This is a genomic window from Planomicrobium soli, assembly GCF_003014655.1.
Lineage (GTDB): Bacteria > Bacillota > Bacilli > Bacillales_A > Planococcaceae > Planococcus > Planococcus soli_B.
The window spans coordinates 138,679-154,583 of record NZ_PYAT01000001.1 but is presented as its reverse complement, the minus strand read 5'-3'; the positions used below and the strand labels follow the sequence as shown (position 1 = coordinate 154,583).

The 15,905-nt window shown below is 44.6% G+C and carries 15 protein-coding genes; 14 read left to right on the top strand and 1 reads right to left on the bottom strand.

Going from position 1 to position 15,905, the window contains the following annotated elements; translation table 11 throughout:
* The first annotated feature begins 65 nt into the window (after window positions 1-65).
* The 10 genes from B0H99_RS00705 to B0H99_RS00660 all read left to right on the top strand — a co-directional run bounded on the left by B0H99_RS00705 (window position 66) and on the right by B0H99_RS00660 (window position 7,235).
* On the top strand, window positions 66-908 hold the full coding sequence (locus B0H99_RS00705) for a DegV family protein (protein WP_106531701.1): 843 nt from the start codon (window positions 66-68) through the stop codon (window positions 906-908).
* An 18-nt stretch (window positions 909-926) separates the two neighbouring features.
* The gene (locus B0H99_RS00700) at window positions 927-1,730 is read left to right on the top strand and encodes a GDSL-type esterase/lipase family protein (RefSeq protein ID WP_106531700.1); all 804 of its coding nucleotides are present in this window, start codon (window positions 927-929) and stop codon (window positions 1,728-1,730) included.
* A 13-nt stretch (window positions 1,731-1,743) separates the two neighbouring features.
* Window positions 1,744-2,319, top strand: coding sequence for a YpmS family protein (locus B0H99_RS00695; RefSeq protein WP_106531699.1), 576 nt, complete (start codon window positions 1,744-1,746; stop codon window positions 2,317-2,319).
* Window positions 2,320-2,335: 16 nt separating this feature from the next.
* Window positions 2,336-2,866 carry a peptide-methionine (S)-S-oxide reductase MsrA gene (gene msrA / locus B0H99_RS00690; RefSeq protein WP_106531698.1) on the top strand — a complete coding sequence of 177 codons (531 nt, stop codon included), beginning with the start codon at window positions 2,336-2,338 and terminating at the stop codon, window positions 2,864-2,866.
* Window positions 2,863-3,288, top strand: a complete 426-nt coding sequence (gene msrB, locus B0H99_RS00685; protein ID WP_106531697.1) for a peptide-methionine (R)-S-oxide reductase MsrB — start codon at window positions 2,863-2,865, stop codon at window positions 3,286-3,288. Before msrA ends, msrB begins: the two co-directional genes overlap by 4 nt.
* A 178-nt stretch (window positions 3,289-3,466) precedes the next feature.
* A complete protein-coding gene (locus B0H99_RS00680) occupies window positions 3,467-3,679 on the top strand; it encodes a YozE family protein (RefSeq protein ID WP_106531696.1) in 213 nt (70 codons plus the stop codon).
* 73 nt (window positions 3,680-3,752) lie between these two features.
* Window positions 3,753-4,457 (top strand): purine-nucleoside phosphorylase, encoded by a 705-nt coding sequence (gene deoD / locus B0H99_RS00675; RefSeq protein ID WP_106531695.1) that lies wholly within the window; start codon window positions 3,753-3,755, stop codon window positions 4,455-4,457.
* Window positions 4,458-4,551: 94 nt separating this feature from the next.
* Window positions 4,552-6,033, top strand: coding sequence for a lmo1851 family serine protease (locus B0H99_RS00670; protein WP_106531694.1), 1,482 nt, complete (start codon window positions 4,552-4,554; stop codon window positions 6,031-6,033).
* A gap of 84 nt (window positions 6,034-6,117) precedes the next feature.
* Window positions 6,118-6,999, top strand: a complete 882-nt coding sequence (locus B0H99_RS00665) for a CobW family GTP-binding protein (protein ID WP_106531693.1) — start codon at window positions 6,118-6,120, stop codon at window positions 6,997-6,999.
* Complete coding sequence (locus B0H99_RS00660; protein WP_106531692.1) at window positions 6,996-7,235, top strand: hypothetical protein; 240 nt, start codon at window positions 6,996-6,998, stop codon at window positions 7,233-7,235. Before B0H99_RS00665 ends, B0H99_RS00660 begins: the two co-directional genes overlap by 4 nt.
* A 411-nt stretch (window positions 7,236-7,646) precedes the next feature.
* Here the strand turns inward: B0H99_RS00660 and B0H99_RS00655 are convergent, their stop codons facing one another.
* Window positions 7,647-8,996, bottom strand: a complete 1,350-nt coding sequence (locus B0H99_RS00655) for an MATE family efflux transporter (RefSeq protein WP_106531691.1) — start codon at window positions 8,994-8,996, stop codon at window positions 7,647-7,649.
* Window positions 8,997-9,105: 109 nt separating this feature from the next.
* On the opposite strand from B0H99_RS00655, the gene B0H99_RS00650 reads away from it, so the two are divergent.
* The 4 genes from B0H99_RS00650 (at window position 9,106) to odhB (ending at window position 15,839) form a co-directional block, all read left to right on the top strand.
* A complete protein-coding gene (locus tag B0H99_RS00650) occupies window positions 9,106-10,188 on the top strand; it encodes an undecaprenyldiphospho-muramoylpentapeptide beta-N-acetylglucosaminyltransferase (protein ID WP_106531690.1) in 1,083 nt (360 codons plus the stop codon).
* Between the two features lie 24 nt (window positions 10,189-10,212).
* Window positions 10,213-11,169 carry a diaminopimelate epimerase gene (dapF, locus tag B0H99_RS00645; RefSeq protein ID WP_106531689.1) on the top strand — a complete coding sequence of 319 codons (957 nt, stop codon included), beginning with the start codon at window positions 10,213-10,215 and terminating at the stop codon, window positions 11,167-11,169.
* A 429-nt stretch (window positions 11,170-11,598) separates the two neighbouring features.
* Entirely contained in the window at window positions 11,599-14,409 is a 2,811-nt protein-coding gene (locus B0H99_RS00640) for a 2-oxoglutarate dehydrogenase E1 component (protein ID WP_106531688.1), read from the top strand.
* 158 nt (window positions 14,410-14,567) lie between these two features.
* Window positions 14,568-15,839, top strand: coding sequence for a 2-oxoglutarate dehydrogenase complex dihydrolipoyllysine-residue succinyltransferase (gene odhB / locus B0H99_RS00635; RefSeq protein WP_106531687.1), 1,272 nt, complete (start codon window positions 14,568-14,570; stop codon window positions 15,837-15,839).
* Window positions 15,840-15,905: the final 66 nt, after the last annotated feature.

The following is a 15,905-nucleotide window of genomic DNA, read 5'->3' as shown; positions in this document are numbered from 1 at the left end:
GTATCATTTGCGGCATGCAAGAAATGTTTTTACAATAAGACTATAGAAAAAAAGGAAGTGACTCCATGCCGAAAATTCATATTGTGACAGACTCGACAGCAGATTTTCAAGATGACGTTATCAGCAAGTACAACTTGCATGTTGTGCCGCTGACGATTCAAATAGAAGGAAAAACTTATCTGGACCGAGTGGATTTAGAACCGGAATCCTTTTTAAGCCTTATGGAGAACTCTCAGGAATTGCCGAAAAGCTCACAGCCGGCGCCTGGCATTTTCAAAGAGCTATACGACAAATTAGGTGAAAACGGTGATCAAATTATATCCATCCATATGACAGGCGGTATGAGCGGTACTGTTGAATCCGCAAGAACAGCTGCTGAACTATCCCATTCGGATGTAACAGTGATTGATTCTCGCTATATCAGCCATGCACTTGGGTTCCAAGTAATTGAAGCTGCGGAAATGGCGGCGGCCGGCAATTCGGTAGAAGAAATTGTCGCCCGGCTAGAGCAAATTCGGCAACATACCACTTTGTATGTAGTGGTGGATACGCTGGATAATCTTGTTAAGGGTGGCCGCATCGGAAAAGGCCGGGCCATGATTGGCTCTTTCTTGAAGATTAAGCCTATTGCTTCACTTGATGGCGGTGAATATACGCCGGTCGCTAAAGCAAGAAGCCACAAACAGGTAGTGCAGTATTTGATGAATGACATTAAACAGAAAACAGACGGAAAAACCGTCAAAGGCATTGGGATTGTCCATGCTGGAGGACTGGCAATGGCAGAACCGCTTCGCCAGCAGCTTATTGAAGCAGGCTATTCAAACATAAAATTCGATTTTACAACGCCCGTAATATCTACCCATACAGGCATCGGCGCCATCGGTTTTATGTATTATACGGATAAATAATAAAAAGGAGAGAATGATGTGAAACGCATCCTGTTTATTGCAGTTGCAGTCATGGTTTTCTTAGCGGGATGCAATTCACCTTTCATTTTCGGAAATGAAGAAGCGGAACCGAGAAATCCATCTGCTTTTTCTACTTTTACGATTCCGCCAAACTTTATTCCCCAAGCACTGGTCATAACCGCCCTTGGCGATTCGCTGTCCCAAGGGGTTGGGGATGAAGCTAATGCTGGCGGCTATGTGGGCAGGCTAGCCCAAGATATGAGGCAGTGGCCTGGTGTACGTGGAACTTTAGTGGAGAACACAGCTAAGAGGGGGCGGCGAAGTGACCAATTGCTTGCAATGTTTCAGCGCGGGGAATTGACCGGCCCGATAGCACAAGCGGATTATGTCGTCATGACGATTGGCGGCAATGACATAATGAGAATTGTGAAAAGAGATTTGTTTTCGTTAAATATAGAGGCTTTTGAGGCCGAGCTTGTTTTATACGAAAATCGCTATAAGACGATTTTTTCGTCCATCCGTGCTATAAATCCAAATGTGCCGGTTGTTGTAATGGGCATTTATAATCCGTTCTCATTAATAACGAGAGATGTCCAAGAATTTGATGAGATTATTTCTGAATACAACAGTTCAATGGCAGCAATTGCCGAGCAGGATCCGCAAGCATGCTTTGTTCCCGTGGATGACTTGTTTGTCGGCAATGATAATTTGGTCTATCATACGGATTTTTTTCATCCAAACAGCAAAGGTTATGATTTGATGACAGGACGCATCCTTGAAAGCATGGGGGAATGCGGCTTTATTTTTCAAGAGCAGGAGTAAGGGGTGGTGACTGGTGAGAAAATGGCAGCTGGCTTTTTTTGTATTGCTTGCTATCAATATATTGACTGTAATGGGGTTCTTTTTCTATGTAACCACTCCAGCAAAAGATTACAGTTCGTTCGGGGCAGCCAAGCGGGCTCAGGTTGAAGGGAATTCCCTTATGGTCCAAACGACGAAAGCGGATTTCGAAGGCATTGCGAATACGTACATCCAAAAAGAAATGGCTAATTCTCCGATTCCATTAACATTAACCTTGAACGGCGAAGTAAACCTTTCAACTGAATTGGTGGTATTTTCACAAGCCTTGCCGATATTGATGAAATTTGAACCTTATGTTCAGGAAGACGGGAATTTGTTGCTCAAGCAACAGTCGGTAGAAATAGGAATGCTTGATATTCCGCCTGAATCTGCGTTAAAGTTGTTAAGAGATTCAGTGGATCTTCCTAATTTTATGGAAGTAAATCCTGCACAAGAAGCTGTATTGTTAAAACTTACGGAGATACCACTGGATGATGGGATTTCTGTACGGGCCTCTTCTTTCAATCTGGAAGAAGACGAGATTCTCCTCCAGGTAACAATTCAACCTTAAGAATGGGAGTGGACTCATGAAGACAGAAAAAGCTACATTTGCAGGCGGGTGTTTTTGGTGTATGGTAAAACCGTTCGATACGCTGGATGGCATTGAAGAAGTGGTCAGCGGATATACGGGAGGCGATTTGCCAAACCCAACTTACGAACAAGTTTGCACAAATGCCACTGGGCACGTAGAAGCCGTGCAAATCACGTTTCAACCCGATATTTTCCCGTATGAAAAATTGCTGGAAGTATTTTGGACGCAAATTGATCCAACAGATGCCGGCGGCCAGTTTTTCGACCGTGGCGCTTCTTATAAAACGGCAATTTTCTACCATTCGGAAGAACAGCGGTTGGCGGCTGAAAAATCGAAACAAGACCTGGACAATTCCGGAAGATTCGCAAAGCCGGTAGCGACCCAAATTTTGGAAGCCAAGCCATTTTATTTGGCAGAAGACTACCATCAGGATTACTATAAGAAAAACCCGGCTCACTATAACCGTTATTCTGTCGGTTCCGGCCGAGCTGGATTTATCGAAAAGAATTGGGGCGTGGGACAATGAGAGACGATCTAAAGGAAAAATTGACGCCAATGCAATATCATGTAACACAAGAAAATGGCACAGAACCTCCTTTTCGCAATGAATATGATCAGCACTTTGAAGAAGGCATCTACGTGGACATCGTGTCCGGAAAGCCGCTTTTCAGTTCAAAAGACAAATTTGACTCCCACTGCGGCTGGCCAAGCTTTGCTAAACCTTTGGAAAGCGAAGAAATCAAAGAAAACTTTGATACTAGCCATGGCATGAGACGTACAGAAGTGCGTTCAGCAACTGCTGATTCACATCTTGGTCATTTGTTCCCCGATGGACCGTCATCGCTTGGCGGTTTGCGTTATTGCATCAATTCCGCAGCACTTCGGTTTGTGCCGAAAGACCAATTGGAAGCAGAGGGCTATTCCGAATACAAACAGTTATTTGAATAAAAAATGCCCGGACCTTTGTCCGGGTTTTTTATTCGCTTTTACCTGATAGATTATTCCCATTATATTAATCAGATGATTAGTGGTTATGTTTCATTTTTAAAACACACCTTTTTGCCTGATCTCTGAAATTAAACTTGATTGCTTAATGTATGCTTTGTATCCATGAAAGGAGATTGCAATGGACCGTTCATTTTATCATTTCGCGCTGAATTATCGAGGCAAGCTAAATCCGGATGACTATTCGCGTTTCGCGGATGCGATGTTTTTGGACCCAAGTTTTCCAAAAGCCTCAAAGAATTTTGAAGACCTTTCACGATATATTGAAGAAAAAGCGCATCCAGTCATGAAAGCGTCGACGTTCGATCGGATGTGGGAGGACTATTCCGGCTAATAAGGCTAGTCATTGCACTAAAGTTCAAAAACCAGTATGATTATACCGACTAAAGTAAAGTGAGGTTTTTTAAATGAGTGTTCATATTAATGCTAAAAAAGGCGATATTGCCGATACTATTTTATTGCCAGGAGATCCGCTTCGCGCGAAGTACATTGCGGAAACATTTTTGGAAGATGTCACATGCTATAACGAAGTGCGCAATATGTTCGGTTATACAGGTACATACAAAGGGAAACGCATTTCGGTCCAAGGAACTGGCATGGGCGTGCCTTCCATCTCAATCTACGTTACAGAATTGATGCAGGAATACGATGTGCAAAAATTGATTCGTGTCGGTACTTGCGGTTCTATTCACAAAGATGTGAAACTGCGTGATGTTATCATCGCTCAAAGCGCTTCCACTAACTCGAAAATGAATGAGCTTATTTTCAACGGCATTTCTTATGCGCCGACAGCTGATTTCGATTTATTGCTGAAAGCCTATAATGCGGGCGTTGAAAAAGGATTGAACTTGCGTGTCGGAAATGTTTTCACTGAAGATGTATTCTATAACGAATTTGCAGAACATGAAAAATGGGCGCAGTATGGCGTTCTTGGCCTTGAAATGGAATCAGCAGCGCTTTATACGCTAGCTGCGAAATTCGGCCGCCAAGCATTAGCTATTTTAACTGTAAGCGACCATTTGTTGACAGGTGAGGTAACTACTGCCGAAGAACGCCAAACAACGTTCAACGATATGATCGTAGTTGCTTTAGACGCTGCAATCCAGGAATAAAGTCAAAGACTGTCTAGGCAGTCTTTTTCTTTTAATGCATTTGTTTAGAAGCTATACTAGAATCAGATAGGCAACTATGAAAGTGGTGAAGAAAATGGACGAAAAGCGTCCTGATGAAAATCAGGAACAAATACCTTCAGTCGAAGAAACTCCTTCTCATTTTATCCGGATGAAAACTTTTTCTTTTATTATGCTGGTTTTCACCTTGATACTGCTGACGGCTGGAGTGACGATTTTTGCGTTAACTTTCGGCGATAATAAAGCAGTCGAAGTAAATTCCCCGGAGCGCAGGGAATTCCAAAAGCTTTATTCTGCTTATGATCAAATTGAAAGCGAATATTATGAGGATGTTGAAACCGAGACCTTGGTCAATGGTGCAATAAATGGCATGATCGAAGCACTCGGTGATCCTTATTCCGACTATATGAACGAAGAAGAAGCAGCGCACTTTACTGAGGGCATTTCTTCTAGTTTCGAGGGTATTGGAGCAGAGGTGCAAGAGCGGAATGGCTATGTAGCAGTCGTGTCGCCGATCAAAAACTCCCCTGCTGAAAAAGCGGGCATTTTGCCAAATGACTTGATCATTGAAGTGGACGGTAAAAGCATCCAAGGCTTTAGTTCTTCTGAAGCGGTTATGCTGATCCGCGGCGAAAAAGGATCCAAAGTAACATTGACGATCCGCCGCGGCGAAAACTCAGAACCGATCAAAATAGAAATTGTCCGTGATGAAATTCCGATTGAAACAGTTTACACTGAGATGAATGATGACAAAGTCGCACAAATTCAAATTACGAGCTTTGCTGAGAAGACATACGAAGAATTGCTGGCAGCAATTGAAGATATGGAGAAACAAGGAATGAAAGCATTGGTACTTGACGTCCGCCAAAACCCGGGCGGCTTGTTGACAGCGGCCTTGGATATTTCCAATCTGTTCGTTGAAGAAGGCAAAACATTGTTTGAAGTGGAGTCAAAAGGCCAAGAACCGGAAGTGTATACAGCTTCGGGCGGTAAAAAAGTGGATGTACCGGTAACGCTTCTGATTGATGGCGGAAGCGCCTCAGCATCAGAAATTTTAGCTGGGGCAGTAAGCGAATCTGGAAATGTCCAGTTGATCGGGGAAAAAACTTTCGGTAAAGGAACTGTGCAAACAGCTAATAACATGTCAGATGGATCCAACCTGAAATTCACGACTGCCAAATGGCTTACTCCTGATGGCAACTGGATCCATGAAAAAGGCATTGAACCTGATGTTAAAGTGGAATATCCTGAATATGCTTCTTTGCCTGTTCTAGATCCGAGTGTCGAATTAAAAGACGGCACAATTTCAGAACAAGTACAGACTGCTGAGAAAATGCTGGAAGCACTTGGCTATGAAGTAGGCAAAGTTGACGGCGTTTTTGAAGCAGAAATGGAAGAAGCTGTTAAGAAATTCCAGGAAGACAAAGACTTGGAAGCTGACGGTATATTAACTGGTGACAGCACTTATGCAGTGATGACCGCTTTGCGCGAAAAAATCGAAAAAGATGATCCGATGCTGCAGGAAGCGCAAAAAGTCATCTTGAAAAAAGCAGAATAAAATAGTTTTATTTTGCCATAATACAAAAGTGAAAAGGCCTGCAAATGCAGGCCTTTTCCTACGACAAAAGCAAAGGATGATCCGATGATTGATGTTTATTTGTTCAGTGGCTTTTTAGGGAGCGGCAAGACGACCTTATTAAAACATATGATTGGCCAAGTGAAGGCGCAGGGATTAAAACCGGCTGTTTTTATGAATGAGCTTGGGCAGACCAATTTCGATTCTGATTCAGTGGATGACGGTGTGCCGTTGAAAGAATTGCTCGATGGCTGCATTTGCTGCTCTGGTTCCGAGAAATCGGAAGCCCAGATCCAGACCTTGCTTGCGGAAGAGACATTTGATGTACTAATGATTGAAACAACGGGTGCCGCCCATCCTGTAGAAGCGCTGGATGCTATTTTTTCGCCGCTTTTTGCGGAGCGGTTGAATTTTAAAGGCATTATCACAGTCGCCGACAGCAAGCGCTGGCTCAGCCGGGATGAACTATCGCCACAAATACGTTCGTTGTTTCTGGAACAGATTCGCCATGCTGATTTGATCCTGGCAAACAAGATGGATTTGCTGACCGAAGGAGAACAGGCAAAAACCATTTTTGAACTCCAGTCGTTGAATCCGGCAGCCCAAATCATCCAGACAGTCCATTCGAAAGTGCCTTTTAAGCAGCTGGAAAAAACGACGGCTAAAAAGTCTGATGATGTGGTAAAAGCTCCGGTAGCAAAACTGAATTTGGATACGCGCGTCCTGCGGTTTGAAGCAGGCGTTAAAAGAGAACGGTTTGAAGAATGGCTGCGCACGCTGCCGGATACTGTTTACCGGATCAAAGGCTATGTGCCGCTTGAGGGGGATAAATACCCTCATGCTTTTCAATACGCTTACGGTATGGCGCAATGGTTGCCTGAATACATGAAAATGCAGCCTCAGATTGTCGTCATTGGAGAAGGCCTGGAGGGAGTGGAGCTTCCATGATCGAATCTTTCAAGAAATTATGGCCGCAGCGTGCGGCAGTAGAACAAATCAGCAGTATGGAAGAGCTCGAGAAACACGTACGGATTGAATTGGACGATGAACTTACGCATCCGCGTGTCCGAAAGACTAAGGCAGAAAAGCTTCAATTGGCGCTCGAGCGGATCGAACAGTCCGGCTTGTCTGATGAAGAGAAAAGGGAATTAGCTGATTTATATAAAAAGATTGCGGCTCACTGAGCCGCAATCTTTTAGTTTGTTGTAAAATTCTCTTGCTCCATTGATATGGATATCACTTTAGTTATTTCGCAAAACAGCTCCGCTTGCCTCGGGCTTGCGCCCGAGTGGATTTCGGCACTTCGCTGTCCCGATGGCGTCTCCGCTGTTTGGCTCCATAGCTAAAGGTGCATGGAAAAGAAGAAAAAAATAAACACGCCCCGACTTGTTTGTATCTTCTCTCATTTTTTATTCGCTAAATGACTCGCTAGTTTGAATAGAGCGGAAGCCGGCGACTCCTGCGGGAGAGCGAAGGGCCGAGACCCTGCAGGAGCGCAGCGACGAAGCGGCTCGGCGCAAGCCCGCGGAAAGCGCCCGGCTGCAGCGGAATGAAAAAAGCTGTCGAGAGTTTCTCGACAGCTTAAAAGTTACAACTCACTGAGCCGCAATCTTTTTTTGTATCATATTTAGGCGGATGGATAAGGTGATGGCGCCGGCAGTCAGTCCGGCAATCAAGCCGATCCAGAAGCCGAATGCTTCAAAATCCGTGTATCTGGCTAGCAGGTAGCCTACTGGCAATCCGATAACCCAGTAAGAGATCAATGCCATGATAAACGTGATATTGACGTCTTTGTATCCGCGAAGTGCGCCTTGGACTGGCGCTTGGATAGCATCTGATAATTGAAAGAGTGCCGCAAATACTAAAAATTGCACCGCTAGTGTTATAACCGCCGGGTCATCTGAATACAGAGCGGCGATCTGTTCCCGCATGAAAAACAAAATGCAGGCGGAAACAAAACTGAAGCCGATGGCCGCTCCGACACTTAGCCAACTATACTGCTTTGCATCATGGAAGCGTTTAGCCCCTACTTCAAAGCCGACCAGGATAGTGGCGCCCATCGAGATGCTAAGCGGCAGCATATACAATAGGGAAGTAAAGTTAATGGCGATCTGGTGAGCTGCAATAGTGATGGTCCCGTATGTACTCATCATAAGCGTGACAGCAGAGAAAATGCTGGTTTCCGCAAATATTGAAATGCCGATGGGAATTCCGATGCGGCTGATTTCAGCAATTTTCGAGAAGGCAGGTTTTGCCCATCCTTTAAAAATCGCAAAAGATGCAAACGGTTTTTTTGTTCGGACGATCCATACCACGATGAACAAAACGAGCCAGTAGGTGATAGCTGAAGCATATCCAGCGCCTATTCCCCCCAGCTCCGGAAAACCGAAATTCCCGAAAATCAGCAAATAGTTGAAAAGAATATTGATAGGAGCGGAAATGAGCGATATGAACATGGAGATCCGTGTCGAGCCGAGCGCATCGATATAAGAGCGCAAGGCACTATAGACAAACAACGGAATAAGCCCTAAGCTCATCGCAAAAATGTATTCAGATGCCACTTCATAGACAGTGGGCTCCAGCTCCATGAAACCAAGAAGCCAATCGACGCCGAAAAGGAAAAAGAAAAATACGGCAACCGCCAATAGGAGGGCCAAATAAATCCCTTGCTGGACCATATCTTTTACCTGATCTTTTTTCTTAGCACCCATCAATTGTGCTACAATTGGAGTGATGGACATTAGTATGCCGGCAAGACCGATATAGACTGGCACCCAAAAAGAAGAGCCGATAGAAACACCGGCTAAGTCGTCGGTACCGTATCGTGCGGTCATGTAAATATCAAAAAAGGTAACTAAAAACATTGCTACTTGGGTAACTAAAATAGGAAAAACAATTTTTAACAGCATTTTCATTTTCCCTTTTTTTGTTTCAGTTTCGTACATAGTTCATCCTCCAATATGCCATTAAACAATAAAACTAAGTATAGCATAGAAAATATCCATTGAAGTGGCTAGTAAAAGTGAATATATACATGAGAGAGTAGGACAGCAAATGAATAAAAGAACCATTCTATTGACCGGGGGCGGAACCGCCGGACATGTTTCGTTGAACCAAGCACTGATTCCAGAATTGAAAAACTTAGATTACAACGTCGAATATATCGGCTCGAAAGACGGAATTGAAAATGAGCTTATTGCAGATGCTTTCCCGGAAGTGAAATACCATGCCATCTCAAGCGGCAAATTGCGCAGATACTTTTCAATGAAGAATTTCACTGATCCTTTCCGTGTCGGGGCTGGATTAATGCAGGCCTTGAATATTATCCGGAAAACAAAACCGGCTGCCATTTTCTCTAAAGGGGGATTTGTATCAGTGCCTGTCGCAATGGCGGGCAAAGTGATGTCGATTCCGGTTATTATCCATGAATCGGATGTAACGCCGGGACTGGCCAATAAAATTGCAATGCCTTTTGCAGATCATATTTTCACGGTTTTCAAAGAGACGCTAAAGTATGTGCCGGTCGAAAAATCGACGTGTACAGGATCCGTGATCCGCAGTGAGTTGATGGACGGCTCGGCAGCCAAAGGAAAAGAGATTTGCAGCTTTGACAATGACATGCCAGTATTGATGATTATGGGAGGCAGCCAAGGCTCTGCCGTCATAAACGAGGCTATCCGAACCAATTTGGCTGAACTGCTCACGCAATTCAATATTATCCACTTGTGCGGAAAAGGAAACTTCGATGAAGCTTTGCGAAATACTCCAAATTATTGCCAGTTTGAATATGTTACAGATGAACTTTCGCATTTGCTTCATATGACAGACTTTGTTGTTTCACGAGCGGGTTCAAACTCCATTTTCGAGTTTTTGGCATTAAAGAAACCGATGTTGTTAATTCCGTTGTCAAAACTTAAAAGTCGTGGAGACCAGCTGTTGAACGCTGAATTGTTCCATCGCCAAGGCTTTGCCCATGTGATTGAAGAAGAGGACCTGACTCCTGATAGTTTTATGAAAGCGATTGTTCAGCTTCGTGCCAATGAAGAACTGCTTGTAGAAAACATGATTTCAGCTGAACCGCCTAAAACGGCTTATGAAATGGCCAAACTGGTAGCAACCCATACAAAAAAACGGTAAAACCAAAATTCAGAGGTGAAAACAATGGAAATAATACTTCGAAAAGTTCATGGCTCAATGAATACATTTTATCTCGTCGAAGGAAATGAACGCGACGATTACGACAGATTAACGTTGCAGCTTGCTGCCATTGAACCGGAAATCGACGGCTTGCTCGTTGTTTTGCCGTCCCAAAAAGCCGATGCCAAAATGCGTGTCTTTAATCGTGACGGATCAGAAGCATCAATGTGCGGCAACGGGCTTCGCTGTGTGGCAAGGTTTGTTTGCGAACGGGACGGTATCGATGAAGCGGTCATTGAGACGATAAAAGCATCGTTGAAAGTAAAACGGCAGGCAACTAAACGGGACGGAATAGCTCGGTATTCTGTTGAGATTTCTCCTGTATCGTTCCAATTGAAAGATTTGCCGATGGAATACGAAGGAAACGAAGAATGGCTGTTGAAACCGTTGCCGTTTATTTCAAAGGATATCGATTTTTCGGCTGTCGCTGTTCCCAATCCGCATCTGATAGGACTTGTACCGGCTGCATATCAAGCGGACCAAAGCCATCAAAAAGAGTGGGCGGAGCTTTTTAATGGCCCTAATGAATATTTTTCCGATGGCGTCAATGTTAGTTACGTCACAAAAGTAGAAGAAGGCATTTTTGTCCGAACTTATGAACGGGGTGTCGGATTCACCAATGCGTGTGGAACGGCAATGACGGCTTCCGCTTTGATCAGTTGTATGGCAGGGCTTGTTCCATTCGGGAATGTCCATGTCTATAATCCTGGCGGGATGGTCGAGTGCCAGGTGGAAAAGAAAGAGCAAGGCTATCAGTTGCTTTTAACTGGCAACGCGACGGTCCTATCAGTTCACCAGTTTCTATGGGAAGATGAAATTGAGAAAAGCAGGTTTACGTCTACTGAAGAACTTGGCGAACAACAGTTATATGAAAAATTCATTGAACAAACTTCTACTGTGTCTGACCAATTCATGCAATAGAAGCTAGGCGTATATGAAAGGGCCATTACAATAAGAACAGTCCAATCTGCTTTATGGAAAGTCCGAACACCCGGTTTTTCATAAAACAGGCGGGAGGTTCTTGCGCATGCGAAGATTTCGCCTCAAAGTGGAAAGGGTTTCTGAAAAGATTGGTTGCTTCAATTATTAAGAGCTTGTGGCAGCTTTAGTAGCCTTTAACAGCGATTTTCTAAGAAAAATTCAGCAAAAAAAAGCTTATATTCGATTATGTGAATATTTTCACGAAAAAGGTTTGTTTTTTTTCAGGGAAGTAGTAAGATTGATAGGGAAATTCGTTCTTTATTGTAACAAGCGCCTTCTGCTTTATGTCTAGCGGGATGCGTGATAAAATAGAAAAGATTAAACAAAGTACAAGTAAATGCCATTAGGCAAATAGTTGGAGGTTTTTTTATGTCTAGCAAGTTTACAGATGCAAACTCCCCTTGGAGTTCCATTACAGGCCCCAACCTTGGATATGTAATGGAAATGTATGACATTTTCCAGGAATCTCCGGAGGCAATCGATCCGGAATTTGCTGAGCTTTTCAGACAATATGGTTCACCCCTTGAAATCAGTGAACAGCCGGTAATGGCTTCTTCTTCCGCAACTGCTAGTGTTGCGACAGACAAATTCGGAAAAGTATTGGCAGCAGTCCAATTGGCAGATGCGATTCGGGCACATGGCCATTTGGCTTCGAATATCTACCCTTTAAATGACCGGCCGAAAGACGAGTCGCGCTTGGAGCCATCTGCATATGGTTTGACCGAACAGGACTTGAAAGAAGTGCCTGTTTCGCTTTTGCTTCCAGATGCGCCAAGTTCGATTCAAGACGGCTTAGAAGCCATCACTTATTTGCGTTCTATTTATACCGACAAAGTGGCATATGAGTTCTCTCATATTGTTCAGCCGCAAGAGCGCAGCTGGATTCAGTCGAAAATCGAATCAGGCCAAGCCAAGCCGTCGCTTTCAGCCGAGAAGAAAAAAGAACTATTAGATTTGTTAACGCACGTTGAAGGATTTGAAAAATTCGTTCACCGTACTTTTGTCGGCCAGAAACGTTTCTCAATCGAAGGGCTTGATACTTTGGTTGTATTGATGGACGAACTAGTCCGCTTATCCGAATCAAAAGAAAAAATCATGATCGGGATGGCGCATCGCGGTCGTTTAAATGTGCTTACGCATATTTTAAACAAGCCATACGAAATGATGTTTGCTGGATTTGCCCATGTCGGAGACGAAGCGTTCCTTCCGGCGGACGGTTCATTGAAAATCACTAAAGGCTGGTTTGGCGATGTGAAGTACCATATGGGTGCAGCATATACTTCGCCAGCCGGGACGACGATCAAGCTTGCCTACAACCCTTCACACTTGGAAGTTGTCAGCCCGGTAGTTGCCGGACAAACGCGTGCGGCACAAGAATTGACCAATCAAAAAGGCAAGCCTGCTGTCGAGTCGAAAAAAGCGTATGCAATTCTGGTGCATGGTGACGCTGCTTTCCCTGGACAGGGCGTTGTAACAGAAACGTTGAACTTCAGCCGGATTCCTGGATACCAGACAGGCGGTTCTATTCACGTTATTGCAAACAACTTAATCGGTTTTACAACGGAGCAATATGATTCGAGATCAACCCATTATTCTTCAGATCCTGCCAAAGGCTATGAAATTCCAGTCGTCCATGTAAATGCGGATGATCCGGAAGCGGTCGTGGCAGTTGCGCGATTGGCATTTGAATACCGTGAGAAATTCGGCAAGGACATCTTGATCGATTTGATCGGTTATCGCCGTTATGGGCATAACGAAATGGACGAGCCGTTAGTTACCAACCCATTAATGTACCATGGCATCCATAAGCACCCAACTGTGCGCGAGTTATACGGGCGCCAGTTATCAAGTGAAAACATCTTAGCTGAAGACGATGTTAAAAAACTTGATGAAGATACACAAAAGGAAATGCAGGAAGCGTATGACCGAGTGAAGGAAAACAGCTCGCATGATGACAACAAACAAATTCCTGAAGCAGTTCTGAACGGTTTCCCGGAAGTTCAAACTGGCGTAGACAAAGCGGCTTTAACCCGTTTGAATGAAGAATTGCTTTCTTGGCCGTCTGATTTCAGCGTTTTCTCGAAATTGGCGCGTATTTTGAAACGCCGGGAAGAACCGTTTACTGGAAAAGGCAAGATTGACTGGGCGCATGCTGAAGTGTTGGCATTCGGCTCCATTCTACAAGAAGGCAATCCGATCCGTCTGACAGGGCAGGATGCACAGCGCGGAACTTTCGCCCATCGCCATCTTGTGCTGCATGACGACAAAACAGGGAACGAGCTTGTTCCACTGCACCACATATCCGATGCAAAAGCTTCATTTGTAGTTTATAACAGCCCATTGAGCGAAGCTGCAATTCTAGGCTATGAATACGGTTATAATGTGGAAAATGAAAAAGCGTTGGTTATCTGGGAAGCCCAGTACGGCGACTTTGCAAACATGGCTCAAATGATGTTTGACCAGTTCATTTCCGCCAGCCATGCTAAATGGGGCCAGAAATCCGGTTTGGTCATGCTGTTGCCTCATGCATATGAAGGACAAGGACCGGAACATTCGAGCGCCCGCTTAGAAAGATACCTGCAAATGGGCGGCGAGAACAACTGGACAGTAGCTAACCTTTCAAGTGCGGCAAATTATTTCCATATTTTGCGCAGACAAGCAAAAATGCTTGGAGAAGATTCAATCCGCCCGCTGATCATCGTTACACCGAAATCGCTGCTTCGCCATCCTCTTGTAGGAGCAGATGTTGAAGACTTGGCGGAAGGCCAATTCCAAACAGTGCTTGAACAGCCGGGAATGGGCAAGGAGACGGATAAAGTCGAACGCATTCTTTTCGCTAGCGGAAAAATGGCGATCGATTTGGCGGAACGTGTGAAAGACGGGTCAGGCTTCGAGTGGGCACATATTGTTCGCGTTGAACAGCTATATCCTTTCCCAGCTGAGAAAATCCAAGCAATTGTGGATCGCTATCCGAACGCAAAAGAACTGGCATGGGTTCAAGAAGAACCGCAAAACATGGGTTCTTGGACATTTGCTGAACCGTATTTGCGTGAAATCGCAAACGGCAAACCGGTGAATTACCATGGACGCATCAAACGGTCTAGCCCGGCAGAAGGCGACGGAGAATCGCACAAAGCTGAACAAGCACGGATCCTCGATGGAGCTTTAGCTCAATCTTGAGTATATAGAACATTTGGCCGCCGGGGCATTCCCGGCAGAATGGATAATGCACGATCTGTTAGTTGAACCAATCGGGCTTTTAGGACAACTGCAATTTCCCGCTTTAATGCGAGAAGCGGTTGTTGCTGAAAGCGGGATAATTTAAGGAGGAATTTTTTGTGGCAGAAATCAAAGTACCTGAATTAGCGGAATCGATTACCGAAGGAACGATTGCCCAGTGGCTTAAACAACCCGGCGAAACAGTAGAGAAAGGTGAATTCATCGTTGAACTGGAAACAGATAAAGTAAACGTTGAAGTCATTTCTGAAGAAGCAGGAGTTGTTCAAGAACATCTGGCAAAAGAAGGCGATACAGTTGAAGTAGGACAAGTGATTGCGATTGTCGGCGCTGCATCGGGCGCAAGCTCTGCTCCAGCTCCAAAAGCTGAAGAGGCGCAAGCAGAACCAACAGCTAAAGCGGAAGCTCCAACTACAATGGAACCGGTCGTAAAAGATCCGGCTGTTGAAGAACAAACTTCTGCTGACCGCACAATTGCTAGCCCGGCCGCACGCAAATTGGCGCGCGAAAAAGGCATCGACCTTGCAGCGATTTCACCTGTAGACCCGATGGGCCGAGTACGCGTTCAAGACGTGGAAGCGCACAGTTCACAGCCTGCAGCAGCAAGTGCTCCTGCAGCAAAGACTGAAGCTCCAAAAGCTGCTGCCGCTCCATCTTCTGACGAAGAAAACGGCCGCATCGTACGCGAGAAAATGTCAAGACGCCGCCAGACAATTGCAAAACGATTGCTTGAAGTTAAACAATCCACTGCAATGCTGACTACGTTCAACGAAATTGATATGACGAACGTGATGGCGCTTCGCAGCCGCAAAAAAGATAAATTCCAACAAGACCATAACGGCACGCGTTTAGGCTTTATGTCATTCTTTACAAAAGCAGTGACTGCCGCTCTTAAAAAATACCCTTATGTTAACGCTGAACTTGACGGCAATGATGTTTTGCTGAAACAGTTCTATGATGTAGGCGTAGCGGTATCTACTGAAGAAGGTTTAGTGGTGCCGATCGTGCGTGATACAGACAAGAAGAACTTTGCTGAGATTGAAGCAAGCATTGCTGATCTAGCTAAAAAAGCACGCGACAAAAAGCTATCAATCGCTGATATGACAGGCGGTTCATTTACTATCACAAACGGCGGTGTGTTTGGTTCATTGATGTCCACACCAATCTTGAACGGTACACAAGTCGGGATTCTTGGCATGCACACTATCCAAAAACGTCCTGTAGCTGTTGGTGATTCAATCGAAATCCGTCCAATGATGTATGTGGCGCTTTCCTATGACCACCGCGTAATTGATGGCAGCGACTCTGTTGGATTCTTGAAAATGGTTAAAGATTTAATCGAAAACCCTGAAGATTTGCTTCTTGAGTCTTAAGATGAAATCGAAGACAGCCCTGCGTTTGCAGGGTTGTCTTTTTTTTGCCATTATAAAGATATAGGA